The organism is Microvirga solisilvae, assembly GCF_022808595.1.
Lineage (GTDB): Bacteria > Pseudomonadota > Alphaproteobacteria > Rhizobiales > Beijerinckiaceae > Microvirga > Microvirga solisilvae.
In genome coordinates, this window is sequence record NZ_JAKUCN010000001.1 from 17,406 (window position 1) to 40,998 (window position 23,593).

Annotated in this window: 28 protein-coding genes; 23 read left to right on the forward strand and 5 right to left on the reverse strand. The window is 62.3% G+C overall.

What is annotated here, in order from left to right; genetic code table 11:
* Positions 1-65: 65 nt before the first annotated feature.
* Positions 66-1,478, reverse strand: coding sequence for a sensor histidine kinase (locus MJ639_RS00090; protein WP_243367552.1), 1,413 nt, complete (start codon positions 1,476-1,478; stop codon positions 66-68).
* 240 nt (positions 1,479-1,718) lie between these two features.
* Positions 1,719-1,877 carry a hypothetical protein gene (locus MJ639_RS00095; RefSeq protein WP_243367554.1) on the reverse strand — a complete coding sequence of 53 codons (159 nt, stop codon included), beginning with the start codon at positions 1,875-1,877 and terminating at the stop codon, positions 1,719-1,721.
* A gap of 143 nt (positions 1,878-2,020) precedes the next feature.
* Between MJ639_RS00095 and MJ639_RS00100 the strand changes: the two genes are divergently transcribed.
* From MJ639_RS00100 to MJ639_RS00145, 10 genes are all read left to right on the forward strand, one after another.
* Entirely contained in the window at positions 2,021-3,040 is a 1,020-nt protein-coding gene (locus MJ639_RS00100) for an endonuclease/exonuclease/phosphatase family protein (protein ID WP_243367556.1), read from the forward strand.
* 174 nt (positions 3,041-3,214) lie between these two features.
* A complete protein-coding gene (locus tag MJ639_RS00105; RefSeq protein ID WP_243367558.1) occupies positions 3,215-3,763 on the forward strand; it encodes a hypothetical protein in 549 nt (182 codons plus the stop codon).
* Positions 3,696-5,024 (forward strand): DNA-packaging protein, encoded by a 1,329-nt coding sequence (locus tag MJ639_RS00110; RefSeq protein WP_480212882.1) that lies wholly within the window; start codon positions 3,696-3,698, stop codon positions 5,022-5,024. The genes MJ639_RS00105 and MJ639_RS00110 overlap by 68 nt, the downstream gene beginning before the upstream one ends.
* Positions 5,025-5,142: 118 nt before the next feature.
* The gene (locus MJ639_RS00115; protein ID WP_243367560.1) at positions 5,143-5,454 is read left to right on the forward strand and encodes a hypothetical protein; all 312 of its coding nucleotides are present in this window, start codon (positions 5,143-5,145) and stop codon (positions 5,452-5,454) included.
* Between the two features lie 533 nt (positions 5,455-5,987).
* Positions 5,988-7,172, forward strand: coding sequence for a phage portal protein (locus tag MJ639_RS00120; protein WP_243367562.1), 1,185 nt, complete (start codon positions 5,988-5,990; stop codon positions 7,170-7,172).
* Between the two features lie 185 nt (positions 7,173-7,357).
* A complete protein-coding gene (locus tag MJ639_RS00125) occupies positions 7,358-7,558 on the forward strand; it encodes a hypothetical protein (RefSeq protein WP_243367564.1) in 201 nt (66 codons plus the stop codon).
* Positions 7,555-7,704, forward strand: a complete 150-nt coding sequence (locus MJ639_RS00130; RefSeq protein WP_243367566.1) for a hypothetical protein — start codon at positions 7,555-7,557, stop codon at positions 7,702-7,704. The genes MJ639_RS00125 and MJ639_RS00130 overlap by 4 nt, the downstream gene beginning before the upstream one ends.
* Positions 7,701-8,240, forward strand: coding sequence for an HK97 family phage prohead protease (locus MJ639_RS00135; RefSeq protein WP_423790730.1), 540 nt, complete (start codon positions 7,701-7,703; stop codon positions 8,238-8,240). The genes MJ639_RS00130 and MJ639_RS00135 overlap by 4 nt, the downstream gene beginning before the upstream one ends.
* A 97-nt stretch (positions 8,241-8,337) precedes the next feature.
* Positions 8,338-8,541, forward strand: coding sequence for a hypothetical protein (locus MJ639_RS00140; RefSeq protein ID WP_243367568.1), 204 nt, complete (start codon positions 8,338-8,340; stop codon positions 8,539-8,541).
* An 86-nt stretch (positions 8,542-8,627) separates the two neighbouring features.
* Positions 8,628-9,866, forward strand: a complete 1,239-nt coding sequence (locus MJ639_RS00145) for a phage major capsid protein (RefSeq protein ID WP_243367570.1) — start codon at positions 8,628-8,630, stop codon at positions 9,864-9,866.
* Positions 9,867-9,885: 19 nt separating this feature from the next.
* On the opposite strand, the gene MJ639_RS00150 is transcribed toward MJ639_RS00145, so the two are convergent.
* Together MJ639_RS00150 and MJ639_RS00155 are read right to left on the reverse strand one after the other, a co-directional pair.
* A complete protein-coding gene (locus MJ639_RS00150) occupies positions 9,886-10,683 on the reverse strand; it encodes a S1 family peptidase (protein WP_243367572.1) in 798 nt (265 codons plus the stop codon).
* 88 nt (positions 10,684-10,771) lie between these two features.
* Complete coding sequence (locus MJ639_RS00155) at positions 10,772-11,515, reverse strand: S1 family peptidase (RefSeq protein ID WP_423790731.1); 744 nt, start codon at positions 11,513-11,515, stop codon at positions 10,772-10,774.
* Positions 11,516-11,533: 18 nt separating this feature from the next.
* Here MJ639_RS00155 and MJ639_RS00160 point away from each other — a divergent pair, with 18 nt between their 5' ends.
* From MJ639_RS00160 to MJ639_RS00190, 7 genes are all read left to right on the forward strand, one after another.
* On the forward strand, positions 11,534-12,094 hold the full coding sequence (locus MJ639_RS00160; protein ID WP_243367574.1) for a head-tail connector protein: 561 nt from the start codon (positions 11,534-11,536) through the stop codon (positions 12,092-12,094).
* A 16-nt stretch (positions 12,095-12,110) separates the two neighbouring features.
* A complete protein-coding gene (locus MJ639_RS00165; RefSeq protein ID WP_243367576.1) occupies positions 12,111-12,446 on the forward strand; it encodes a phage head closure protein in 336 nt (111 codons plus the stop codon).
* Positions 12,443-12,853, forward strand: a complete 411-nt coding sequence (locus MJ639_RS00170) for a DUF3168 domain-containing protein (protein WP_243367578.1) — start codon at positions 12,443-12,445, stop codon at positions 12,851-12,853. Before MJ639_RS00165 ends, MJ639_RS00170 begins: the two co-directional genes overlap by 4 nt.
* Before the next feature lie 30 nt (positions 12,854-12,883).
* Positions 12,884-13,294 (forward strand): phage major tail protein, TP901-1 family, encoded by a 411-nt coding sequence (locus MJ639_RS00175; RefSeq protein WP_243367580.1) that lies wholly within the window; start codon positions 12,884-12,886, stop codon positions 13,292-13,294.
* Between the two features lie 11 nt (positions 13,295-13,305).
* Positions 13,306-13,653, forward strand: a complete 348-nt coding sequence (locus tag MJ639_RS00180; RefSeq protein ID WP_243367582.1) for a gene transfer agent family protein — start codon at positions 13,306-13,308, stop codon at positions 13,651-13,653.
* The gene (locus MJ639_RS00185) at positions 13,650-13,871 is read left to right on the forward strand and encodes a phage tail assembly chaperone (protein ID WP_279306457.1); all 222 of its coding nucleotides are present in this window, start codon (positions 13,650-13,652) and stop codon (positions 13,869-13,871) included. Before MJ639_RS00180 ends, MJ639_RS00185 begins: the two co-directional genes overlap by 4 nt.
* A gap of 469 nt (positions 13,872-14,340) precedes the next feature.
* On the forward strand, positions 14,341-15,027 hold the full coding sequence (locus MJ639_RS00190; RefSeq protein WP_243367584.1) for a phage tail tape measure protein: 687 nt from the start codon (positions 14,341-14,343) through the stop codon (positions 15,025-15,027).
* Positions 15,028-15,043: 16 nt separating this feature from the next.
* Here MJ639_RS00190 and MJ639_RS00195 read toward each other — a convergent pair whose 3' ends face one another.
* Entirely contained in the window at positions 15,044-15,289 is a 246-nt protein-coding gene (locus tag MJ639_RS00195) for an HP1242/YdcH family protein (protein ID WP_243367586.1), read from the reverse strand.
* A gap of 87 nt (positions 15,290-15,376) precedes the next feature.
* Between MJ639_RS00195 and MJ639_RS00200 the strand changes: the two genes are divergently transcribed.
* The 6 genes from MJ639_RS00200 to MJ639_RS00225 are packed head-to-tail and all read left to right on the forward strand — an operon-like array spanning position 15,377 to position 23,553.
* Positions 15,377-16,015, forward strand: coding sequence for a DUF2460 domain-containing protein (locus MJ639_RS00200; protein WP_243367589.1), 639 nt, complete (start codon positions 15,377-15,379; stop codon positions 16,013-16,015).
* A gap of 12 nt (positions 16,016-16,027) precedes the next feature.
* Positions 16,028-16,918 (forward strand): DUF2163 domain-containing protein, encoded by an 891-nt coding sequence (locus MJ639_RS00205; protein WP_243367591.1) that lies wholly within the window; start codon positions 16,028-16,030, stop codon positions 16,916-16,918.
* Positions 16,915-17,346, forward strand: coding sequence for an NlpC/P60 family protein (locus MJ639_RS00210; protein WP_243367593.1), 432 nt, complete (start codon positions 16,915-16,917; stop codon positions 17,344-17,346). Before MJ639_RS00205 ends, MJ639_RS00210 begins: the two co-directional genes overlap by 4 nt.
* Positions 17,347-17,348: 2 nt before the next feature.
* Positions 17,349-21,209 carry a baseplate multidomain protein megatron gene (locus MJ639_RS00215; protein WP_243367595.1) on the forward strand — a complete coding sequence of 1,287 codons (3,861 nt, stop codon included), beginning with the start codon at positions 17,349-17,351 and terminating at the stop codon, positions 21,207-21,209.
* Positions 21,210-21,250: 41 nt separating this feature from the next.
* Positions 21,251-22,789, forward strand: a complete 1,539-nt coding sequence (locus MJ639_RS00220; RefSeq protein ID WP_243367597.1) for a DUF2793 domain-containing protein — start codon at positions 21,251-21,253, stop codon at positions 22,787-22,789.
* Positions 22,790-22,803: 14 nt separating this feature from the next.
* Entirely contained in the window at positions 22,804-23,553 is a 750-nt protein-coding gene (locus MJ639_RS00225) for a glycoside hydrolase family 108 protein (protein WP_243367599.1), read from the forward strand.
* Positions 23,554-23,593 lie beyond the last annotated feature (40 nt).

Consider the following 23,593-nt stretch of genomic DNA (forward strand, 5'->3'; position numbering starts at 1 on the left):
CAAGGAGGTTTCGGGCACTATCGACCAATGGTCTAGACGCGATGTGAATAGGCCCTTGTAAATGCTTAACAATGAGGCATTTCGAGGGGCACGTCGATGGTGCAGACCACGCCCGTCGGCTCGTAGGCGATCTGAGCCGTGCCGTTCAGCTCCCGGGCCAGGCCTTTCTGAATCAGGCGGGACCCGAAACCGGTGCGCCGGGGAGGGGAAACCGGCGGTCCGCCCTGCTCCTCCCAACGGAGAACGAGGCGCGTGCCGTCGCCTTCCGAGACGCTCGACCAGCTGATCCTGATCCGCCCGGAGGAGGTCTTGAGCGCCCCGTATTTCAGGGCATTCGTGCAAAGCTCGTGGATCGCCATGGACAGGCTCAGGGACATGGCCGGCGGAAGGCGCAAGGATGCGCCCTCGATCTCGATCCTGCCTTCGTCATCCCTCTGGTTGAGGAAGGGGGCGCAGGCCTCCCTGACCACATCCGAGAGATTGGCGCCCTCCCAGTTCTCACGGGTCAGAACGTCATGGGCGCGGGAGAGAGCGAAGAGGCGCGCCTCGAACGCCGTACGCGCGGTTCCGACATCGTCGGACGGCGCGAGGCCGAATTTGTAGAAGCTCTGGACTGCCAGGGATTGGACCGTGGCCAGCGTATTCTTCACCCGGTGGTTCAGCTCGTTGACCATAAGGCGCAGGTGCTCTTCGGCGCGCTTGTGGTCCGTGATGTCGTATTGAACGCCGTCCCAGATATACGTCCCGTTGCTCAACTTGCGGGGCATGGTGATCATGCGGTGCCAGCGGATCTCTCCGGTCTTGGCATGTCGAAGCTGGAACTCCACGTCGAAGGTCTTGCGCTCCGAAAGGGCCTTGATGCCCTTCTGGTTCATCTGCTCCCGATATTCGGGCAGAACGAGCCGCGAGATGAGGCCCATATCGGCCAGCACTTCCTCCGCGCTGATGCCGGTCAGCGGCTCGCAGGCCTTGGAAATATAAACGGGGTGGCGATCATAGTATTCGGCGCCGACATAGAACTGGAAAACCATGCAGGAGGGCAGGTTGTCAGCGAGAGAGCTGAGACGGGCCTGGCTTTCGCGCAGTTCCTCCTCCGTCCGGCGGCGTTCCGTCCAGTCGCGGAAGCTGATCCCGAGGCCGCCATTGTAGGGGAACACCCGCATCTCGAGGTAGCGGCCCTTGACGCCGACCGCTTCGGTCTCGAACGCGGCGGCGATGCCGGTTGCTGCGACCTCCTCATAGCGGTGCCTGAGTTCGGTCCCTTTCGAATCCGGAAAAATGTCCCAGATCGATCGCCCGAGCATCTCATGGGCCGGAGCGCCGAAATATTCCTGTGCCGCACGGTTGATGTAGGCAAACCGCCATTTCTCGTCGAGCGCGTAGAACGCGTCGCCGATGCCTTCCAGGATTTCAGCGAGCCGCGCCTCGACCTTCGCCTCGATGGATTGGGCGAGCGCCTGCTGAAGGGCGCCAGCCATCGTTTCCACGGACCCTTTCTGGGGGTTCGGGATTACGAGGTCGCTTGCGGCTGCCGAGCTGTCTCTGGCGCCTGAGCGGGCTGAACGCGGTACAGTCATCGATGTAAACATAATCACGTTACATTTTAGGCGCAATCGCCGGTTTTCTCAGGCCGTTCGAAATTAAGGGAAATGATGCCTTCGGAATGCGGGCTGAACCAACCTTGGCCGCTCGAGCGGCATGCATTCCTAGGTCGGGTTCTAGCTTCTGGGTTCGCTGAAGGCTTCGGCTGCACAAACGAGGGTGAATAGGGCAACGACGCCGATCAGTTCGGCGAGGCTGGTCATCGCGGTTGATGGGTCCGCGACATAAAAAATCGCGCTCATGATGAGCGCAATAATAGTAGCCCAAGCGAGCATGGGCCTTCTCCCGCATATTCGTGTGCGATCATCTAACCCCAAAGGGGCAAAGAAGTTCCTAAGACGCGGAAATTTTTTCTCTCAGGTTCATCGGAGGCCCGGGCGCCTTAGCTATCCAACGGATTGTTGCGAAGGATGGAACCTTGCGACCCCTCGTCGATCAAGCCGTGCCCGATCTTCCCTGCCCGGATGAAAGTCTGCTCGTTGAAGCACGCAGAGCAGAGGCTGGTTCTCATGCGTGCCTTCTCGACCGGATCGACGCCTTCCAAGCGATCGAGTTTCGCGCGCCTCCCAGAGCGATGGGCTCCCCTGAGCGCCTGCGCGTGGCTGCTCTCAACGCAGAACGCTTAAAGCGCCCGCGCGCCGTGCGGCGTCTCATCGACGATGTCGGTGCTCATGTCGTGCTCATGAGCGAAGTGGATGTGGGAATGGCCCGCTCCGGCAACACCCATACCATCCGCGACTTCATCGGCTCGTCGGATCATGGTTATCTTTTCGGCGCGGAGTTCGTGGAGCTCGATCTCGGCGACGAGCGGGAGATGCGGAACCATGCAGGCGAGCGCAACGCCTGCAGCCTTCATGGCAATGCCATCGTCAGCGCGCTCAACCTCGAACAGCCGCATGTGATTCCGCTCGAGGAGAGCGGATTATGGTTCAAGGGGATCAACGGCGCTCAACGGCGTATCGGCGGCAGGATCGCCGTTGCCGCCCGCGTGTCGAACGCACCGCGCCCGCTCTGGCTTGTCAGCCTGCATCTGGAAAGCAAGACCGATCCCGCCGACCGGCAGAAGCAGATTTTAAATCTGCTGCGCGCCCTCGACAGCATTGCGCCGAACGAAGCCTGCCTCATCGGTGGCGATTGCAACACGAAGGCCTTGCCGAGAGGCGAGGGGGAACGCACACTGCTTCTCCAAGAGCCCGAACGCTTCGAGCCGCTCTTCGGGGATCTCCGCAAAGCGGGATTCGTCTGGACCGGCGCGAATCTCGGGTTGCCGACTCAGCGCGATGGTCCGGAGAAAACGCATCCCCGTCCGTTCGGAAAGCTCGATTGGCTGTTCGTGCGCGGCGTGAAGGCGGAGAATCCGCAGGTCGTTCCGTCTCTCGATGAAAGCGGACAACCGTTTTCGGACCATGAGATGGTCTGCGTCGATATCCTTCTGTGAAAAGGCGGCATAGAGCCCGCGAGAATCCTGCTTGACAGCGCAACGCTGTTAGAGTACAAAACGTGAACACTGACGAAGTGTGAATGAAACCCCGCCCGGCTTCATTGCTTAAAACCTCCGCCGCTCAAGCGCCGTCCTCGACGAGCCGTTTGGGCGGTTTTTTATTGGGTGCCCATGTTTCCCAGGATCGAAGTTTCCGACGAGAAACGGCAACAGGCTTATGCGCTTTATGCCGGCGACCCGAAGGTCACCATCAACGACATTGCGGCCTTGCTCGGCGTCGGCGCGAGCACGTTCGTCCGCATGAGACAAAGATGGGGCTGGCCGCCGCGCCTTGCCGCGCTCAAAGAGAACGAGTTGAGCAAGTCTGCGCAGGACCCTGGCGACATCGCGGTCGATGCTGCGGCGGCGACCACATCCTTGCACGCTGCGGCGCGAACGCTGGCGCGGGCCACGCGAACGCAGATCAACGAACTCATGGAGCAGCAGCGGAGCGGGGGACTTGAAGATCACGACCGGATCGCCCGGACGCTGGCGTCCTATGCCAAGACATTGACCACCGCGCGGGCGCTCCTGGAACAGGAAGGTTCGACGCTCGATGCCAACGAGCAACATAACGAAACTCCCCGCAGCCTCCACGAACTCCGCGACGAGCTTGCTCGCCATCTTGAGCGGGTTATCGCGGAAGAGGAAGCTCGCGGAAGCGACGGCCTGCTTATCTGAGGCCGAACTACAACAACTCATCCGCTTCTGGCCGATCCGGTGCCGCGTCGATCAACGCATGCCGGGATTGAGCCGTCATCACGATCCATGGACATTGTGGCTCATTCTTGGTGGGCGCGGCGCGGGCAAAACCCGCGCCGGCTCCGAATGGGTCCGCGGCATCGCACTCGGCGAGCCGGATTTCACGGATGGGCCCATGCGGCGCATCGCACTGATCGGAGAAACTTTTTCCGACGCGCGCAACGTGATGGTGGAGGGGCCTGCGGGCATTCTCGCCGTTCATGCCCGCCACGAGCGGCCGACCTGGTCGCCGTCATTGCGCAAGCTCGAGTGGCCCAACGGCGCGGTGGCGCATGTGTTCTCTGCGGAAGATCCGGATTCGCTTCGCGGTCCGCAATTCGAGGCCGCGTGGGCGGACGAGCTCGCCAAGTGGAAGCACGTGGAGGAAACCTGGGACATGCTGCAATTCGGTCTGCGCCTCGGCGCGCATCCGCGCCAGATGGTGACGACCACGCCGCGTCCCATTCCGCTTCTGAAGCGGTTCCTGGCCGATCCCAGGGTTGCGGTGTCGCGTGTGAGAACATCGGACAATGCGGAGAACCTTGCGCCTGCCTTTCTCGAAACCGTCGTCGGCCGCTATGCCGGCACGCGGCTCGGGCGGCAGGAACTCGATGGCGACATCATCGAGGATCGTCCCGACGCGCTCTGGACGCGCGACATGATCGAGGTAAGCCGCGCCGATGCGGCGCCGCCTCTCATGCGCATCGTCGTCGCCGTCGACCCGCCGGCTTCGTCCTCGAAGCGCGCGGATGCCTGTGGCATCGTTGCCGCCGGCGTGGATGAGGGCGGTACGGCCTATGTGCTGGAGGATGCGACCGCATCGGGCCTCAAGCCGCCGGAATGGGCGGCAAAGGCGGTGGCGCTCTATCGCAGGCTTCAGGCCGACGCGCTGATCGTCGAGACGAACCAGGGCGGCGAGATGGCGACCGGCGTGATCCGCGAGGTCGATCCGTCCGTGCCTGTCATGAGCGTGCGCGCCACGCGCGGCAAATATCTGCGCGCGGAGCCTGCCTCGGTGCTCTACACACAGGGCCGCGTGCGCCATGTGGGAGCCATGCCTGCACTCGAAGACGAGATGTGCGATTTCGGACCGGGCGGTCTCACCTCGGGGCGTTCGCCGGATCGCATGGATGCGCTCGTCTGGGCGCTCACAGACTTGATGCTGCGGGAGAAGAAGGAGCCGCGTGTGCGGATGATATAGTCTTCCGGAGCATAGACGGTTTTCTGTTCACACCCGTCCAGAGACGATTTAGACTTCGCCTGTCGTATCCAGTGCAGCGCTGGCCTGATGCCAGTCCCTCCTTTTCGAGGAGATCACCATGTATGCACGACTGACGACATTTCGCGTCAAATCCGACAAGCTGGAAGACATGCGCCGCTGGCGCGAGGTGAACGAAGCCAAGATCTATGCCCAGCCCGGCCTGCGTGAGTGGATTGGGATGATGGATGACAAGGGCGAGTTCACCGTCCTGGCCGTGTTCGACGACGAGAAGGCGGCTCGCGATGCGATGCCGCAAGTCCGCGCCTTGTGGAGCGACATGGCTTCCATGATCGAGAATGGCCCGACGGCGAAGTTCCTTGAGGTGCTGGCGGCCAAGAACATGGCCACGCGCGGCGTGATCATGGCTTGAGGGCAAGGATCAAGCTCCGGCCTGATCCATCGTTACAGAACGGCGTGTCATGTTGCAGTGAAAGATGGAGCCTTCGTTTCGCAAAGGCGGGCGGAGGGCAGTCCATCCGTGCCCGCCCGCCTCGCCATCTGCCTCGTGCCATTCCGTTTAGCAAGGAACGACAGAGCTGAGAAATCGATGGTCGCGCCAGCCGAAGAGTGAACTCACCCGGCTGGCGCGTGAATGTCGCTGGAGCATCGGACCCAAAAGTGGAATGCACTTTTGTGATCCAATCCGATGCTCTCCTTTGAGAGAGCGCATCGTTGAGTGCGGAAAACCGGATCCACTTTTCCGCACGATGCGCTTGCTGCCCCGCAACGTCTTCAGATTACTCTGCGAGATGTGACTGTCGAATGACACTTGCACTCAAGCTGCACGCTTGCTCGGCAGAACATGCGGAAATGAGCGCCACTCTGAACAAGCGAAGTGCTTTCCCATCCTTCTGTGATCATCGTCACAGTCTTTGATTGTTGCCCGCCGGGCAGGAGCTTTTGATGCTGACCAAATTGACTCGCTGGTTTCAGGCCGCGCCTGAAGCCAAGGCTTCGCGCGCCCATTCGGCGATCGCGTTCTATTTCGACGGACGTGCCGTGTGGACGCCGCGCGATTATGCGGCGCTTTCCCGCGAAGGTTTTCAGAAAAACGCCATCGTCCACCGCGCGGTGCGGCTCGTGGCGGAGGCGGCGGCATCGCTGCCGCTCATCCTGAAGCAGGATGCGCGGGAACTCTCGGCGCATCCGCTCTTGTCGCTTCTCACGCGTCCCAATATGCGGGAAGGCGGGCAGCGCTTTCTGGAGAGTGTCTATGGGCACCTGATGGTGTCGGGCAACGCCTATGTGGAGGCGGTCGGCGTAGATGGTACCCCATCCGAACTTTATGCGCTGCGGCCTGACCGCATGCGCGTCGTGCCAGGTGCCGATGGCTGGCCCGCGGCTTACGAATACAATGTGGGAACGGAGAATGTGCGTTTTGCCGTTGCAGGGGAGGCGGTTTCGCCGATCCTGCATCTCACCCTGTTCCATCCGGCGGATGATCATTACGGTTTGTCGCCCATGGAAGCGGCGGCCACCGCGCTCGACATCCACAACGCGGCCGGTGCCTGGAACAAGGCGCTCCTCGACAATGCGGCGCGTCCCTCCGGCGCGCTGGTAGTCGGCGGCAATGCGCTTACCGATGCGCAGTTCGAGCGCTTGAAGGGCGAGCTCGAAACGAATTACCAGGGCGCATCCAATGCGGGCCGTCCGCTGCTTCTCGAAGGCGGGCTCGACTGGAAGCCGCTCTCCCTGTCGCCGAAGGACATGGACTTCGTGGAAGCGAAAGCGGCTGCCGCGCGGGAGATCGCGCTCGCCTTCGGCGTTCCACCCCTGTTGCTCGGGCTGCCGGGCGACAACACTCACGCCAATTATGCGGAGGCCAACCGCGCCTTCTATCGCCAGACGGTGATCCCGCTGGTGAAGCGCACCATGGAGGCCTTCGCGCAATGGCTCTCGCCCGGTTTCGGCGAGGCGCTGCAGCTCGAGCCCGACCTCGATGCCATCGAGGCGCTGGCCGACGAGCGCGAAAGCCTCTGGCGGCGCGTCTCGGCGGCGTCGTTTCTCACCGAGGATGAGAAGCGCGAGGCGGTGGGGTATGGGCGCGGTTCGGCTGCTCCCAAGAGAAAACAGGCGCGGTCGGTTTAGCGTCATCCCGGGGCTGCGCAGCAGAACCCGGGATCGCGTGACGAGAATGGCGCCTTATCCTGAGAACGATCCCGGCTCGGCTGCGCCGTCCGGGATGACGCTTCCCCCGCGCTTCTACTCTCCGCAATCCGCCAACAGACGCAAACCTCACACCAAAGGGGGCACCTTTTGCGAGAGAACAAATAATGAACATTTTCGATAAGGTCGCCGAGGCTGTGATCAGTCGCGGCGATCTTGCCCATCTCGCCCTGTTCATCTGGGCGAGCGGAACCTCCGCCTTGCTCGTCATGACCCTTCGCGACCTCTTCGCGGCCAACCGCCGCTTCGACGAGTTCGTGCGCGAGCTGTCCCTCTTCAACCGCCGTCATACGGGAGACCCTTCATGACCCGACCTTCGACCCGTCCCGCCCGGAAGCCGAAAGCAGCGCGGAACGGGCAGAGCCGCGCGTCGCTCGTGTTCCGCGACTTCGTGCGCCAGCTCGAAAAGCTCGATTCCAAGCCGCCCAAATCCGCGCGTGGAGCGCAGGTATGAAGCACGCCGCCATTCCCTCAACGCAGGAAATGAAGTTCCTCGCCGAGCCTCTCAACGCCATCGACGCGGATGGCGTGTTCGAGGGCTATGCCAGCCTGTTCGGCGTCGCCGATCTCGGCAAGGATGTGGTCATGCCGGGCGCCTTCACCGACAGCCTCCGGAAACGCGAGGCTGGCGCGGTGCGGCTCCTCTGGCAGCACGATCCCGCAACGCCCATCGGACGCTGGATCTCCATCGAGGAGGATCGGCGCGGACTCCGCGTGCGTGGCAAGCTCAATCTCGCCGTCGAGCGGGCGCGGGATATCCATGCGCTCATGCGCGAGGGAGCCGTCGACGGTCTGTCCATCGGCTTTCGGGTGGAGCGGGCGAGGGCGGAACGGCCCACGGGCCTGCGCCGTCTCGAAAAGCTCGATCTGTGGGAGATCTCCGTCGTGACCTTCCCGATGCTGCCAGGGGCGCGCGTGGAGACCGTCAAGCACGCTCAGCCGAAGCTCGCATCATCCATTCGCGCCACCGCTGCTCGATTATTTTCCTGAACCGAGACGACATAACGCGCGTTACATGCAAGCCCGCAGAGCTGCGGACGCTGCGGGCCTGACCCGTGATGCCGTCCGCTTTCTCGGGAGGCTCTTCATGAAGAAACTCGCTTTTGTCGCCCTTCTCGGCCTCGCGGCCGCAGCCTGCACCACCACTGAGGAGCGCGTCGGCGGCGCCGCCGTCGGCGCTGGCGTCGGTGCTGTGGCAGGACCGCCCGGTGCGGTCGTGGGTGGCGCCGTCGGTGCTGTAGCCGGCCCGACCGTCGCGAAAACAACCCGCCGCGCAGCCCGCAAGATGTAAGCATTCCCTCGACTGGGAATAACCGGCCCGCCTTCTGGCGGGCCTTTTCGTTGAAGCCTATCCCTTTTTCAAACCTTTGGATTGATATGATTCCTGTTGTTGAAACCAAGTCCGTTTCCGATGACGTCGCCTCGGCGTTCGAGGATTTCGCCCGCGCCTTCGAGGCGTTCAAGGACACCAACGACACGCGCCTGTCCGAGATCGAGACGCGCCTGTCGAGCGATGTGGTGACGGAGGAAAAGCTCACCCGCATCGATGCCGCCCTCGACGATGCCAAGCGCCGTCTCGACCGGTTCGCCCTCGACCGTTCCCGCCCGCCGCTGGGTCGTGGCGCGGATGCCCCGCGTGATCCCGCCCAGGCCGAGCACAAGACGGCGTTCCATTCCTACATGCGCTCCGGTGAGGCCACGGGCCTCAAGCGCCTGGAGGAAAAGGCGCTCTCCGCCGGTTCAGGCCCGGATGGCGGCTATCTCGTGCCCGACAATGTCGAGACGGAAGTGCTGCGCCGCCTATCCGCGATCTCGCCGATCCGCGCGATCTCCTCGGTGCGCGTGATCTCGGGCGGCCAGTACAAGCGCGCCTTCTCCACCACGGGTCCGGCCACCGGCTGGGTCGGCGAGACGGCGGCGCGTCCGCAGACCGCCGCCCCGACGCTCTCCGAAATGAGCTTCCCGGCCATGGAACTCTATGCCATGCCGGCGGCGACCCAGACGCTGCTCGATGATGCGGTGGTCGATATCGATCGCTGGATCGCCGAAGAGGTCGAGGCCGCCTTCGCCGAGCAGGAGAGCGCCGCTTTCGTGAATGGTGACGGCGTCAACAAGCCGAAGGGCTTTCTCGCTTCCGACATCGTGAAGGACGATACCTGGAGCTGGGGCAAGCTCGGTGCAGTGCATACGGGCGGCGCTGCCTTCCCGTCGAGCAACCCGTCGGATGTGCTGGTGGAACTGGTTTATGCCCTGAAAGCAGGCTATCGCCAGAACGCCTCCTTCGTCATGAACCGCAAGACGCAGAGCGCGATCCGCAAGTTCAAGGACTCGACCGGCCAGTATCTCTGGGCGCCGCCTGCGAGCCTCGGCCAGTCCGCGACGCTCATGGGCTTCCCCGTGGTGGAGGCTGAGGACATGCCGGACATCGCGGCCGGTTCCTGCGCTATCGCCTTCGGCGATTTCAAGCGCGGCTACCTGATCGTCGACCGCGCCGGCATGCGCGTGCTGCGCGATCCTTACTCCGCCAAGCCCTACGTGCTGTTCTACACCACCAAGCGTGTGGGTGGCGGCGTGCAGGATTATGCGGCGATCAAGCTCTTGAAATTCGCCGCTTAAGTCAAAGTCGTGGGCGGGATCAACGTCTCGCCCACGCCCCTTCGAGGGCGGTGAGATTGCGTGCGGCTCCACGGATCCAGTTGAGATGCTCGACGATGGGCGTGACGGCGGTCAGGCCACCGCAGGCGCTGCGCTCGCGGGTGCGGAACGCGCCGCTCGACCAACTGGTGATGCCATAAAGGAGATAGCTGTCGCCTGAAGAGGCCAGGATCGGCCCGCCGGAATCGCCCCGGCATGCGCCCGCGCCGCTCGTCTCGGCCAGGCGCTCGCGGTCGACCACGATCAGCACGCGGTTGGCGACTTCGAGAGGACCGAGCGAAACGAGGTTGGTCTGCCGCAAGGTGCGCGCCGTCTGCCTTCTCTTTTCGGAGAGCACGCCGAAGCCGGCGATGGTGACTTCGTCGCCGATATCGATCGTGCCCGCGAGGCTGGGATCGAGGGGCAGGAACTCGGGTCCGAGCGGGCGTTCGAGGCGCAGGATCGCGAGATCGACACCGGGCTGCGTGCGCGGCGTCGTGCCCGTCACGAAGGTGGGATGCACGGCGAGTGCAACAATCCTGATGCGCTGCGGCTTGAATGCCCGGTTGACCGCAACGACACGGTAAGCAGCCGGATCGGTCACGCAATGGGCGGCCGTGAGCACCAGATCGGCTGCGATGAGGGCGCCCGAGCAGAGTTCGCCCAAGGAGTTCTCGATGGAGACCACGGAGCGCCGCAACCCGTTCGGATCGCGAGATGTCGCGCCGAGCAGAACGGCCTGCGCCGAGCCCGTGAAAAGAGCCGTGGCGGCGAGTACGAGGAAGAGCAATGCGCGCATCTGGAGCTTTGGGAGAAAGAGGGAGAATATTACGTAAGGGAAGGCTTGTTAACGTAAGTTAGTTCCACCTTTCTTAAAAATTCTCCCCTCAAACGCCGGTCCATGCTGCCGCGCGATTCCAGGTTTTCAGGGTTCGGTCGATCCATTCCTTCTGGGGCCCCAGGAGAATGCCCTGTGTGGCGCCTCCGCAGCTCCGGCCGCGAGTGGGGGATGACCAGGACGTGATGGCGGCAATGGCGGTTCCCAAGGCCATCGGCCCGCCGGAATCGCCCTGACAGGCCCCCATGGCTCCCGAACCCTGGCTCCAGAGCAGGATATTGCTCGGACCGTAAGGCTCCGTGACCGTCAGGGAAGCCGCACGGAAGGTGCCCGTCGTCTTGGCGTCCCCCTCCCGGGCAAGGCCATAGCCGCCGACCATGATCGTTTCGCCCTTGGCAGGCTTGGCGGCCGTGAGGCTCGCACGCTCGAACCGCTCCGGCAGGTTTTGCGGAATGCGCACGAGCGCCAGATCGATGGAGCGCTGCCGGGTCTCGATGGCCTTCGCCTTGTAGCCCGGATGCACGGCCTTCGCGGAGGGTGCGATCAGCACCGGCTCGCCGGCCTCGTCACGAAAATGCACCCGGTGCTCGTCCGCGCCCGTCACGCAATGGGCGGCGGTGAGTACCACGTCGCGCGCCACCACCACGGCGCTGCAGACACCACCGTTCGAACTCAAAATCATCACGCTCTGGCGGGCGAGGGGACCTTGGTCCTCGGCCCCGCCGACGATGGCCTGTGCCCCGGTCGCTGCGAGCGACAGGGCGAGGGAGAGCGTGATCAGACGATTCATCATGGAAGGATTCCTGTTGCGATGATCCCGATATTCGTTGATGGCCCCGCCGTCGAGCCCATAACGCTGCCCGAGATGAAGGCTTATCTGCGCGTCGACGACGATGCGGAAGACGATCTGATCGCCGGGCTCATGAAGGCCGCGAGGCTCATGGTGGAATCCGCCGCGCGGCGCATCCTGATCGAGCAGCGCTGGCGGGTTTACCTGGATCGCTGGCCCGAGAGTGGAAAAGTGATGCTGCCGGTGGCGCCTCTGCTCGCCGTGGATGGCATCAGGGTGCTCGATGCATCGGGTGCTGCCACCGCAATCGAGGTTTCGGCCATTGAGGCTGATCCTGTGAGCGATCCGCCCTGCATCACCGTTTCCGATGCGCCTTCGCCCGGCAAGGCGAGGAATGGCATCGAGATTGAGCTGCGTGCCGGCTTCGGCGCATCGCCCGATGCGGTGCCGGCCACCCTGAAACTCGCGATCAGAATTCTCGTCGCCCATTGGTTCGAGAACCGGGGCGACGTGGCGGGCGAGCAGATCCTGCCGCCGGAAGCCATGGCGCTCGTGGCTCCGTTCCAGCGGGCGCGTATTTAATTTTCGAGTTGTTCCGATGAAACCAAAATCATTGCCTATCGGCGCGCGGGCGCGCCCGTTCGTTCTCGAAGTGCCTCTCGAAAGTCCCGACGGGTTCGGGGGCGTGATCCGTTCCTACAAATCGGGTCCGCAGCTCTGGGGCGCGATGGAGATGCTCTCCGGTTCCGAGCGCGTGCGCGCCGACAGGCCCGAGCAGAGTCTCACGCACAAAATCACCCTGCGCTATCGCGACGGGGTGACGGGCGCCATGCGCCTGACCTCGGGCCTGCGCCGTTTCGCCATTCGCGCAGCCTCCGATCCGGATGGCTCGCGGCGCGATCTCGTCTGCCTCGTCGAGGAGATCAAGGCATGACGAGCCCGATCCTCGCACTTCGCCGCGCCATTCTCGATGCGGCGTCGGTTGATGCGGAGCTGGTGTCGCTCATGAGCGGAAGCCTGCGCCTATACGACGAGCCGCCGCGAAATGCGGAGCCCGTTTATGCCCTGTTCGGCGACGTGACGGCGCAGGATTGGTCGACCGATACGGATCGTGGGCACGAGCAGGATCTCACTCTCGTCGTGTGGTCGGAACGCGGCAGCACGCGCACGGGCCTGGCTGTTGCCGAACGTTTCGCCGCGCTTCTCGACGATGCACCGCTCGTCCTCGACGGGCATCGCCTCGTGAACGTGCGCGTGACGGAGATCGCCTCCGCGCGGGACAAGGACACGCAATTGTCCCGCGTCACGCTTCATCTTCGCGCCGTCACCGAACGCGTGTGAACCTCGTTCTTTCAATAAAAGGATTTCTTCATGCCTGCTCAAAAGGGCAAAGACCTTCTCATCAAGGTCAGCGATGGCGGCACGGGCTTCGTCACCGTTGCCGGTCTTCGTACCCGTCAGATTTCGTTCAATGCCGAAACGGTCGATGTCACCCATGCGGAATCCGCAGGGCGTTGGCGAGAATTGCTCGCTGGTGTCGGCGTGCGCCGCGCCGGCATCACCGGCTCCGGCGTGTTCAAGGATGAGGCCTCGGATGCGCGCATGCGCCAGGTGTTCTTCGACGGCGACATTCTCACCTATCAGATCATCGTTCCCGATTTCGGGCGCATCGAAGGGCCTTTCCAGCTCACGAGCCTTGAGTATCGCGGCGATCATGCAGGCGAGGTCACCTTCGAGATGGCCTTTGAATCTGCGGGTGCGCTGACATTTGTGGCACTATGAGGATAACCACCATGGCGAACAGAAGACGCGGCGAAGTCGCGCTGCACTTGGGCGAGAAGCGCTACACTCTGTGCCTCACGCTCGGCGCTCTCGCCGAATTGGAGGAAGCCTTCGGTGTGGATGATCTCATGGCGCTTGCCGAACGGTTCGGAACGGGCCGTCTGTCGAGCCGGGATCTTCTGAAGCTGCTGGTAGTCGCCCTGCGCGGCGCCGGTCAGGATGTGGGCGATGCGGAGGTGGCGGGCCTTCCGCTGACGGAAGGCATCGAGCCCGTGGCATCGGCCATCGCCGATCTTCTCACTGTCACCTTCGGCGCGGAACCGTCTTCCGCAAACCCTCTACAGCCGCAGAACATTTGAGCGAGCCGCAAGTCTTCCCGTGGGAAGATGCGATGATGCTGGGCTTGAGCGTTTTGCGGTGGAGTCCCGACCAGTTCTGGCGCGCAACGCCGCGCGAATTGTTCATGGCCTGGGAAGGGGTGAGCGGTGGGAGGCGGTCAGAGCCTGCTGTCAGCCGTGACTTGAGGCGACTGATGGAGACGTTTCCGGACTGTGATTCAATCTATTATCAAGGATGATTGAGAATAAACTATGATGCCTCGTCAAAGGGCGGCTAGGGCCTAGAGAGGTTGGAATACAACGCCTTTTCTCTTGGCGCACTCAATTTGTAGGTCTTCGCGTAACACATCCTTTGCCCGAGAATCGGGTCGACCTGCGACTGATTTCTCTGCCTCTTCTTTGCACAGAGCCTCAATTTGATCCCATTGCTCTTCGGGCATTGTGATCCTGCCGACAAATGTCGCGCCTTTTAGCTCAGCGCACATATTGAACAGTCGTCTCTTTGTATAGACGGTTGGGGTTCTTGGACCAGCTGCTGCAGTAGCCTTTTCGGCTTCATAAGAGCACTCAGCGCTAATGCGGCTCCATTGAGTGCTGCTCATCCCGGGAGTCTTAAAAATGCTGTAAGTCGGCGGCGCGCTCACGCATGCGGCTAAGCTCATGGCTAGAAGAGCAGAAAGCGCAATTTTGTATTTTGGAGATAAGAGTATGGAGCGAAAGCCAACGGACGATCTGAGTAAAAACTCAACTGATGATAAGACCCGCCAGCTCAACACACTCATCGGCCTCTCCGATAAATTCGGTGACTCACTATCCAATGCTTTCGCGAAGAATATTGCCGAGGGCAAGAAATTCGATGTCGTTTTGAAGAAGGTGCGCGAGTCTCTTGTGGAAACAGGGTTGCGTCTCGCGCTGGGGCCTCTTCAGACTGCCTTGAGTCAAAGCCTGAAGGGTTTGACCGTGGAGCCGCTTCAAGGCTCGCTCCCTATGGGTGGTGGCGATTTGTTCGGCGGGCTTTTCAAAGGAATAGGCTCGCTTTTCAGCTCCCTCTTCGGCGGCGGGGGAGGCGCTGCCGCTGCTGCCCCCTTCGCCAAGGGCGGCGTGTTTTCGCGCGGTATGGTGATGCCGTTCGCGCAGGGCGGTGTTGTCGGCGCGCCCACCTACTTTCCACTCGGGCGCGGTCTCGGCGTCATGGGTGAGCGAGGGGCGGAGGCCGTGATGCCGTTGGCCCGAGGGCCTGACGGCAAGCTCGGCGTGCGCTCCGGCTCAGGCGGACGTTCCGCCTCGATCACGGTGAATATTTCAACGCCCGATGCGGAGAGCTTCCGACGGTCTGAGGCTCAAGTATCCGCAGCACTGGCGCGGGCCGTGGCACGCGGACAGCGTGGGATGTAGTTTTCAAAAGGATGGTTCAGGCGTTCTCGTCGTCGAGCATCGCCATGATCTCGTCCTTGATCTGCAGGCGGCGACGCTTGAGCTCTTCCTCGGCTTCGTCCGATTGCGGCTCCACCCGCGTCTCGATGCGGTGAATGGTGCGGTTCAGCTCGTTGTACTCGTCATAGAGCCGCGCGAAGCGGTTATTGCCCGTCTTCAATTGATGAATCCGGTCGGCCTTGTCGGGGAAATCCTCGTGGAGGTCGTTTGGGGCGTTGCTCATCGCCTGCAATCTCCTTGGCTCGAATGTCCTGCTCGGACGACAACGCCACCCGCTCTTTTTTCGTTTCATATTTGAGAAGGATGGATCATGGCCTCCGATTTCCATGAGGTCCGCTTTCCCCTCGACGTCAGCTTGGGCAGTCGGGGAGGGCCCGTGCGGCGGACCGATATCGTCACGCTGGCCTCCGGCCGCGAGCACCGCAACAGCCGCTGGGCCTCCTCCCGCCGCCGCTACGATGCGGGTCTGGGTGTCAGGACCGTCGATGCGCTGCATGCGGTGATCGCCTTCTTCGAGGAGCGGCGCGGCAAGCTCTACGGTTTCCGCTTCCGCGACAGGACCGATTGGCGTTCCGGCCCACCGTCCAAGGAGCCGACGCCGCTCGATCAGCGCATCGGCACGGGTAACGGGACGGCGAAAACGTTTCAGCTCGTCAAAGCCTATGGCGGCTCTTTCGCGCCCTATCTGCGCACCATCGCCAAGCCTGTGGGCGGCTCCGTGAAAGTGGCCGTCGACGGCGCCGAGCAGGCGGTCGGGGCGGACTTCAATTGCGATCCCACGACCGGCATTGTCACCTTCACATCCCCGCCGCCGACCGGCGCCGTGATCACGGCGGGTTACAGCTTCGATGTGCCCGTGCGGTTCGACACGGACGAACTCGATATCGATCTCTCCACCTTCGAGGCGGGCGGCATTCCGCAGATCCCGCTGATCGAGATCGTCGTTTAAGGCTTCATATCCATGCGCAACATTCCGACGAACCTCGCCGCCCACATGGCGGACGGGGCGACGACGCTTTGTCATTGCTGGAAGCTCATTCGCCGCGACGGCAGGAGCTTCGGTTTCACCGATCATGATCGCGATATCACCTTCGGCGGCACGATCTTCGCCGCGCGCTCGGGCCTTGAGGCTGCTGAGGCCACAGCCGAACTCGGCTTCGTGGTCGGTGGCGGCGAGGTCGCGGGCGCGCTCATGTCCGCGGGCCTGACGGAGGACGACATCTCTTCCGGCTTCTACGACGATGCGAGTGTGGAAACCTGGCTCGTGAATTGGGCCAATGTGGCCGAGCGCCTTCTTCTCGATATTGGGACCATTGGTGAAATCCGCCGCTCCGACGGCAGTTTCGTCGCGGAGGTGCGGGGCATCATGCATCGTTACGACGAGGAGAGAGGGCGGCTGTTCCGTGCTACCTGTTCGGCTGATTTAGGCGATGCCAAGTGCGGCATCGATCTCACCTCGTCGGCCTATTCCGATACCGGCACCGTCACACGCACGGATGGGTTCCTCGGAATCGTCGCGTCCGGCATCGGCTTTTCGGATGGATGGTGTACGGGCGGCAAGATCACCTGGACGAGCGGCAGCAATGTCGGCGTCTCGGTCGAGATCAAGGTGCACCGCGCCATCAGCGGAACCGATGAGTTCGATCTCTGGCAGCGCGCGCCGCAGGAGATCAGGGTGGGCGATGCCTTCCGTGTCACTGCAGGCTGCGACAAGACCCATGGCATGTGCCGCAAGCGCTTCAGGAACGTCGCGAACTTTCGCGGCTTCCCACACATGCCGGGTAACGACTTCATCATCCGCATGCCGCAGCAGGGCGAGCCGGGCCTCGACGGCGGGAGCTTCTTCAAATGAACGATGCCTTGTCCGAACGTGTCGTTGCCGAAGCGCGATCCTGGATCGGCACCCCTTACCGGCATCAGGCATCTCTCAAGGGCATCGGCTGCGATTGTCTCGGCCTGCTGCGCGGAGTCTGGCGCCATATCCTGGGATCCGAGCCGGAACTGCCGCCGCCCTATTCGCCCGATTGGGCGGAAGCCGGAGCCGATACGCTCGTTGCCGCCGCGCGCCGGCATCTCGTCGAGATTGGCGTTGCTGCCTTCAAGCCGGGCGATGTGCTGCTCTTTCGCTGGCGCGACGGGCTTCCCGCCAAACACTGTGCCATCGCGACGTCGAACGACACGATGATCCACGCCCATGACGGCGCCTCGGTAGCGGAGGTCGCCTTCGCGCCCTGGTGGCGCCGGCATCTCGCCTACGCTTTTCGCTTTCCGGAACCTTGATCATGGCCACTCTCGTTCTTCAAACAGTCGGCTCCGTCGTGGGCGGCATGGTCGCAGGGCCGTTGGGCGCCATGGCGGGGCGCGCGCTGGGCGGACTTGCCGGTGCTGTCATCGACAATGCGCTTCTGGGCGGCGGTGACACGAAATACGTGGAAGGCCCGCGCCTCAAGGAAATGGACGGTCTCACCTCGACAGAGGGTGCGGCCATTCCAAGAATCTACGGGCGCGCGCGCATTGGCGGCCAGCTCATCTGGGCGACGCGTCTCGAAGAGGTTGCCAACACGAAGACCGAGCGCTCGGGCAGCCAGGGCGGGAAAGGAATGGGCGGCCCGAAGACGGCAACCACGACCTATTCATATTTCGCCAATCTCGCCATCGGTCTTTGCGAAGGCTCCATTGCCTATGTGAGACGCGTATGGGCGGATGGACGCGAGATCGATCTGTCCAAGATGACCATGCGCGTGCATCGGGGAGGCGAGGCGCAGTCCGCGGATCCGCTCATCGTGGCAAAGGAAGGTGCTGATTTCGCGCCGGCCTATCGCGGCCTTGCCTATGTGGTTTTCGAGCGGCTGCCTCTGGAGGAGTTCGGCAACCGAGTGCCGCAATTCTCCTTCGAGGTGTTGAGACCGGTCGACGGCCTCAACAAGATGATCCGCGCCGTATGCCTGATCCCTGGCGCGAGCGAGTTCGGATACGATACGCTTCCCGTTATCCAGGTGCTCGGCCTCGGCAAGACAGTGCCTGAAAATCGGCATCAGCTGCGGCGTAGAAGCGATGCTCTCGCATCGCTCGATGCTTTGGAAGCGCTCTGTCCCAATCTCAAGCGCGTGTCGCTCGTCGTCAGCTGGTTCGGAAATGATCTGAGAGCAGGAAACTGCCTGATCGAGCCGCGTGTCGACGTGAGAAACAAGACGACCGATGGAGACAGCTGGTCGGTTGCGGGGCTCACCCGCGATCAGGCAAAGCCCGTATCACAGGTCAATGGCTCGCCGGCCTATGGCGGGACGCCTTCTGACGAGTCGGTCATTCGACTGATCAAAAACTTGAAGGATCGGGGACTCGAAGTCGTCCTCTATCCTTTCGTCATGATGGATATTCCGGCTGGAAACGGGCTGCCGAATCCTTACGGAGGTACAGGGCAGCCGGCTTACCCGTGGAGAGGCCGCATCACGTGCCATCCGGCACCGGGGCAAGCGGGATCTCCGGACGGTACCAACGCCACCGTCTCGCAAATCGGCCAATGGTTCGTGCGCACCAACGGCTACAACCCGTTCATTCTTCACTACGCAAGGCTCGCCCAGGATGCCGGGGGAGTCGATGGTTTCATCATTGGCAGCGAACTCGTCGGCCTGACACGCGTCCGTTCCCAATCTGCCATCTATCCTGCAATCGGATGGCTGAGGACGCTCTCGAGCCAGGTTCGCGCGATCGTGGGGTCGGGTACTAAAATCGTCTATGCCGCCGACTGGACGGAATACGGAGCGCATGTATTCAACGATGGGAAGGATGTTCGCTTTCCTCTCGATCCTCTCTTTACATCGCCCGAGATCGACGCCATCGGGATCGACTATTATCCGCCGATTTCCGACTGGCGCGATACCCCCGATCATGCGGATCTGGCGGATGCACGCAGCATTTATGACGTGGATTATCTGCGCAGCAGACTCGGGAGCGGCGAGGCTTATGACTGGTACTATGCCAGCAGCTCTGATCGAGCCGCGCAGCGGCGAAAGCCCATTACCGACGGTGCTTTCGGCAAGCCTTGGGTTTTTCGAGCCAAGGATCTCGTTTCCTGGTGGTCGAACCGGCATATCGAGCGCTTCAATGGCGTGGAAACCGGAGCGAGCATCTGGGAACCCAAGTCGAAGCCCATCTGGCTGACCGAGATCGGCATCCCTGCTGTCGACAAGGGGCCGAACGGGCCCAATGTCTTTCCCGATCCGAAATCCTCGGAATCCGCTTATCCGCCATTCTCGCGTGGCGTGCGGGATGATCTTGTTCAGGCGCGTGCCCTTGAAGCGATCATCTCCCGCTTCGATCCGGCCCAGAGAGGCTTCTCACCGGCCTACAATCCGGAGGCTACCCTCTACAAGGGACGTATGGTCGACCCGGCCAATATCTTCGTATGGGCATGGGACGCGCGTCCCTTCCCCGCGTTCCCGGATTACGAGAATGTGTGGAGCGACGGGCCGAATTGGGAAACCGGTCACTGGATCACGGGACGGATCGAAGGAGCACCGCTCGACAGGCTGATCGTGTCGATCCTCAAGGATTTCGGATTCCCCGATCCTGGCGTTCTTCCCGTCGACGGTTTCGTGGATGGCTATGTCATCGACAAGCCCATGTCCGCGCGTGGAGCGCTCGAGCCGCTCATGCGTCTGTTCGGTGTCGATGCCATTGCGAGCGGCGGCAAGATTGCATGGAAAGGCCGGGGCGGGCGCTCGGTGATCGCGCTCACGCGCGACGATCTCGTGCTCAATGAAGGAGAGCCCGCGCTCAAGCTCAATCGCGCACAGGAAACCGAGCTGCCTCAGCAGGTCGAGATCGGGTATACGGAAAGCGAGCAGGACTTTCGCCGCGCGGCTGTGGCTTCGCGCCGTCTGTCGGGATCGAGCCGTCGCGAGGCGCGCAACGATTGCGCGATCATCACCCGACGCACCGAGGCGCAACGCTTGGCCGATGCCTGGCTGCAGGATCTTTGGGCCGGCAGGGAAGGGGCTGAATTCGCGGTCTCGCCGCGCCGGGTCGATCTCGAACCCGGCGACATGATCTCGCTCCCTACGGATGCCGGGCCGAAGCTGCATCGGATCGTGCGGATCGCGGATGGAGAAACGCGAAAGATATCGACGCGGGCGGTCGAGCCAGCCGTGTTCGAAAAGCCGGGAGCCTCGATCGATAAACCCATTCGCAAGCCTCCTCCCATTCCGGGAAAACCGCAGGTCGTCATTCTCGATCTGCCGACGGCTCTCGGTGATCCGACGCCCCTGCAATATGTCGCGGTGGCGGCCGATCCATGGCCGGGTGCCGTAACGATCTGGCGCTCGGGTAACGGCGCAAGCTTCAGTCCGCACAGTATTATCGCTCTTCCGGCTGTGATCGGAAGAACGAAGACGGCATTTCCCGCAGGGTATCTCTGGCGATGGGACCCGCATGCCACCCTCGATGTCGAGATTTCCACGGGCGCCATCAGTTCGCTCGATGACGAGACGGTGCTGGCGGGCGGCAATATTTTCGCGATTCAAGGAGTGAATGGGCGATGGGAAATCGTCTCGGCGGCACGTGCGGAAATGATCGGCGAGCGTACCTATCGTCTGTCGCGTTTCCTGCGCGGATTGTCGGGCACGGAGCCGGAGACGAGCCGCATCGTGCCCGAGGGAGCCCTGATCGTTCGCCTCGACGAGGCGGTTGCTCCTCTCGTGACAGATCAGAACGATCTCGGCCAGACATGGCGCTACAGGATAGGTCCTGCCGGGCGCGACCACGCCGATGCTTCCATGACGGAACTATCGGCGCTCGTCGGACGCGAAGCCCTCAAGCCCTTGAGCCCGGTTCACGTGGCTCTTCGGCGCGACGCCGATGGAGTGCGCATCGGCTGGGTTCGCCGCACGAGGCGAAACGGCGATGGCTGGGAGGCCGTCGATGTGCCGCTGTCCGAAGACATCGAACGCTACGAGATCGATATCCTCAAGGCGGGAAGTGTCGTCCGAACCCTGACGAGCGATCAGCCCTTCGTTCTCTATCCCGCAGAGCAGGAGGTTGCCGATTTCGGGACTCGTCAGAAGACCATTGATCTTCGCATCGCGCAGATCAGCGCTGTCGCCGGGCGAGGTTTCGAAGCCCACGTCACGCTGCCGGTTCACTGATTGCCACTGTTTCATCCATTCATCTCACGATTGAACATTTCATGACCATGACGCCTCATCTGGCCCTGCCGCTGCTGGCCGCAGCGCAGGCGCAAAAGCATGTCACCCACAATGAAGCGCTTGCCTCGCTTGATGCTCTTGTGCAACTCGCCGTGAAGGAGCGGGGACGGAATTCGCCCCCCGCAACGCCCGCCGAGGGTGATCGCTATCTCGTCGGCAATGCTGCGACGGGAGCGTTCACGGGAAAGGACGCGACGATTGCACTCTTCGATCTCGGTGCGTGGCGTTTCTTCGCGCCCCGACCGGGTTGGCGGGTCTTCGTGGAGGCTGAAGGGGCGCTCATTGTTTTCGACGGAGCGCAATGGCGCGATATCGGCCATTATTGCAGCATTATCGACAACCTGGATCGTCTCGGGCTCGGAACGTTGCCCGACGATCTCAACCGCTTCTCCGCGAAGCTCAATGCAGCCTTGTTCGCGGCATTGGGAATGGAAGAGGGTGGGAGCGGCGATCTTCGCTTCGTTCTCAACAAGACTGGAACAGGCAACGTTCTCTCCCAACTTTATCAGAATGGTTTCAGCGGGCGAGCGGAAACGGGGCTGATCGGCAACGACGATTTCAGCATCCGCGTCTCGAACGACGGGTCACATTGGAAAGAGGCTCTGCTCGTCGATGGAGCAACGGGAGTCGGCACGTTTCCGCAAGGCTTGGCGAACATTCCGAGACCCAACCTTCTGATCAACGCGTCCTTTCGCGTGAATCAGCGAGGTTTTTCCGGAGGTGCGCTGGCGCAAGGTGTTTATGGTTTCGACCGATGGAAGGGCGGCACCGGAGGCTGCACGCTCACGCGCGCAGCGGATGGAACCATCATCCTGACAGGCGCCCTCGATCAGGTGATCGATGTGGCACACGCCTCCGCGCTCACGGGCGGCGCCAATCTCGCCGCCACTACCTTGACCCTCTCGGTGCAGGATCCATCCGCGATCCTGCCTGTGATGATCGGCACGAAAGCTGCAACGATCCCTGCGGGTGTGGGCCGTCGCTCCGTGACCGTCACTCTCGATGCGACGGAAACAGGCCATGTCACATTGCGGCTCAATCCGTCATCGGCGTGTTCCTTCAAGCAGGTGAAGCTGGAGTTCGGCTCCTTTGCGACGCCTTGGGAGGGAGAGGCCATCGATGTCGAGATGCTGCGCTGCCGCCGCTATTATCAGCCGCTTCCTGCCAGCGGGTCGGGCCCGATGATGCTCGGAGCGCTCGGCCACAGGATGGCGGCCAACATCATCGATATTCCCATCACTCTCCCTGTGTCGATGCGGGCCGAGCCTGGCCTGATCACGAGCAGCGCTGCTTGGGCATCAGCTTCTCCAGTCGGCAATCAGATTGGTTTCTACAATTCCAGCAGCGGTGCTTGGATAACCCTTGCTGGCGCGCTTTCTGTAACCACTGCCGTGCCGGCCTCTGTGAACAGCCTGGTGCTGAGATTGCAGGCTGCCACGTCGTTTTCCGGCACGGCTGGCACCATCGGCATGCTGCATCTGGGCGGCTCAGCAAACATGGCCTTGCAGGCTGAACTCTGAACCGGGGCACGCCGATGTCTCTCTTGTTCGAGAAGTCTCTCGCGATTGTGCTGCGGCACGAAGGCGGGTTCGTGCAGGATTCTCGTGATCCTGGCGGCGCAACCAATTTCGGCATCACCCGGCAAACGCTGTCCCGCGCAAGGGGCAAGTCGGTGTCGGATGACGATGTTCGATGCCTCACCCAGGAAGAGGCGGCGGCAATCTATCGCCAGTTCTACTGGGATGAAATTAGAGCCGATGAGCTTCCGGCAGGCCTCGATATCGCACTCTTCGATCTTGCCGTTAATTCGGGGCCGGAGCGCGCGGTCATGCTGCTGCAGAAAGTGCTCGGCGTGGAGATCGATGGAGTGATCGGCCCCGTCACTCTCGATGCGATCCGCTATGCCGAGTGCATCGCAACCATTCGCGCCCTCACTCGTGAGCGCCTCGGCTTTCTCTCCCGCCTCGCCATCTGGCCCGTCTTTGGTCGCGGCTGGCGCAGGCGGGTTCTCGATGTCGAGCGGGAGGCAATCCGGCTCGCCACATCCTCTTATCTCACAGGAGAAGTATCCAACATGATCGATACCAAGACCATTTTCGCCAGCAGGACCGTCTGGGCCAACCTTATCGGCCTCGCAGTGCTCATTCTTGGAATGTTCGGCTTCGATACCTCGGGCCTGGATGCGGGCGCCTTCCTGGAAGCCCTGGTGCAGCTCATTGCTGCAGGTAGCTTCATCGCCTCGACCCTCTTCCGGATCCTGGCCACAAAGCAGCTTGGGCGCTAGATTGGAGACATTCAGGCTTCGTTCAGTGCTTTTGAGGCAA

Excerpts from the sequence above, each read along its gene's own strand:
- MJ639_RS00090 (WP_243367552.1), bottom strand. The coding sequence starts at position 1,478 with ATGGCTGGCGCCCTTCAGCAGGCGCTCGCCCAATCCATCGAGGCGAAG.
- MJ639_RS00095 (WP_243367554.1), bottom strand. The coding sequence starts at position 1,877 with ATGCTCGCTTGGGCTACTATTATTGCGCTCATCATGAGCGCGATTTTT.
- MJ639_RS00105 (WP_243367558.1), top strand. The coding sequence starts at position 3,215 with ATGTTTCCCAGGATCGAAGTTTCCGACGAGAAACGGCAACAGGCTTAT.
- MJ639_RS00115 (WP_243367560.1), top strand. The coding sequence starts at position 5,143 with ATGTATGCACGACTGACGACATTTCGCGTCAAATCCGACAAGCTGGAA.
- MJ639_RS00120 (WP_243367562.1), top strand. The coding sequence starts at position 5,988 with ATGCTGACCAAATTGACTCGCTGGTTTCAGGCCGCGCCTGAAGCCAAG.
- MJ639_RS00125 (WP_243367564.1), top strand. The coding sequence starts at position 7,358 with ATGAACATTTTCGATAAGGTCGCCGAGGCTGTGATCAGTCGCGGCGAT.
- MJ639_RS00130 (WP_243367566.1), top strand. The coding sequence starts at position 7,555 with ATGACCCGACCTTCGACCCGTCCCGCCCGGAAGCCGAAAGCAGCGCGG.
- MJ639_RS00135 (WP_423790730.1), top strand. The coding sequence starts at position 7,701 with ATGAAGCACGCCGCCATTCCCTCAACGCAGGAAATGAAGTTCCTCGCC.
- MJ639_RS00140 (WP_243367568.1), top strand. The coding sequence starts at position 8,338 with ATGAAGAAACTCGCTTTTGTCGCCCTTCTCGGCCTCGCGGCCGCAGCC.
- MJ639_RS00145 (WP_243367570.1), top strand. The coding sequence starts at position 8,628 with ATGATTCCTGTTGTTGAAACCAAGTCCGTTTCCGATGACGTCGCCTCG.
- MJ639_RS00150 (WP_243367572.1), bottom strand. The coding sequence starts at position 10,683 with ATGCGCGCATTGCTCTTCCTCGTACTCGCCGCCACGGCTCTTTTCACG.
- MJ639_RS00155 (WP_423790731.1), bottom strand. The coding sequence starts at position 11,515 with ATGATGAATCGTCTGATCACGCTCTCCCTCGCCCTGTCGCTCGCAGCG.
- MJ639_RS00160 (WP_243367574.1), top strand. The coding sequence starts at position 11,534 with ATGATCCCGATATTCGTTGATGGCCCCGCCGTCGAGCCCATAACGCTG.
- MJ639_RS00165 (WP_243367576.1), top strand. The coding sequence starts at position 12,111 with ATGAAACCAAAATCATTGCCTATCGGCGCGCGGGCGCGCCCGTTCGTT.
- MJ639_RS00170 (WP_243367578.1), top strand. The coding sequence starts at position 12,443 with ATGACGAGCCCGATCCTCGCACTTCGCCGCGCCATTCTCGATGCGGCG.
- MJ639_RS00175 (WP_243367580.1), top strand. The coding sequence starts at position 12,884 with ATGCCTGCTCAAAAGGGCAAAGACCTTCTCATCAAGGTCAGCGATGGC.
- MJ639_RS00180 (WP_243367582.1), top strand. The coding sequence starts at position 13,306 with ATGGCGAACAGAAGACGCGGCGAAGTCGCGCTGCACTTGGGCGAGAAG.
- MJ639_RS00190 (WP_243367584.1), top strand. The coding sequence starts at position 14,341 with ATGGAGCGAAAGCCAACGGACGATCTGAGTAAAAACTCAACTGATGAT.
- MJ639_RS00195 (WP_243367586.1), bottom strand. The coding sequence starts at position 15,289 with ATGAGCAACGCCCCAAACGACCTCCACGAGGATTTCCCCGACAAGGCC.
- MJ639_RS00200 (WP_243367589.1), top strand. The coding sequence starts at position 15,377 with ATGGCCTCCGATTTCCATGAGGTCCGCTTTCCCCTCGACGTCAGCTTG.
- MJ639_RS00205 (WP_243367591.1), top strand. The coding sequence starts at position 16,028 with ATGCGCAACATTCCGACGAACCTCGCCGCCCACATGGCGGACGGGGCG.
- MJ639_RS00210 (WP_243367593.1), top strand. The coding sequence starts at position 16,915 with ATGAACGATGCCTTGTCCGAACGTGTCGTTGCCGAAGCGCGATCCTGG.
- MJ639_RS00215 (WP_243367595.1), top strand. The coding sequence starts at position 17,349 with ATGGCCACTCTCGTTCTTCAAACAGTCGGCTCCGTCGTGGGCGGCATG.
- MJ639_RS00220 (WP_243367597.1), top strand. The coding sequence starts at position 21,251 with ATGACCATGACGCCTCATCTGGCCCTGCCGCTGCTGGCCGCAGCGCAG.
- MJ639_RS00225 (WP_243367599.1), top strand. The coding sequence starts at position 22,804 with ATGTCTCTCTTGTTCGAGAAGTCTCTCGCGATTGTGCTGCGGCACGAA.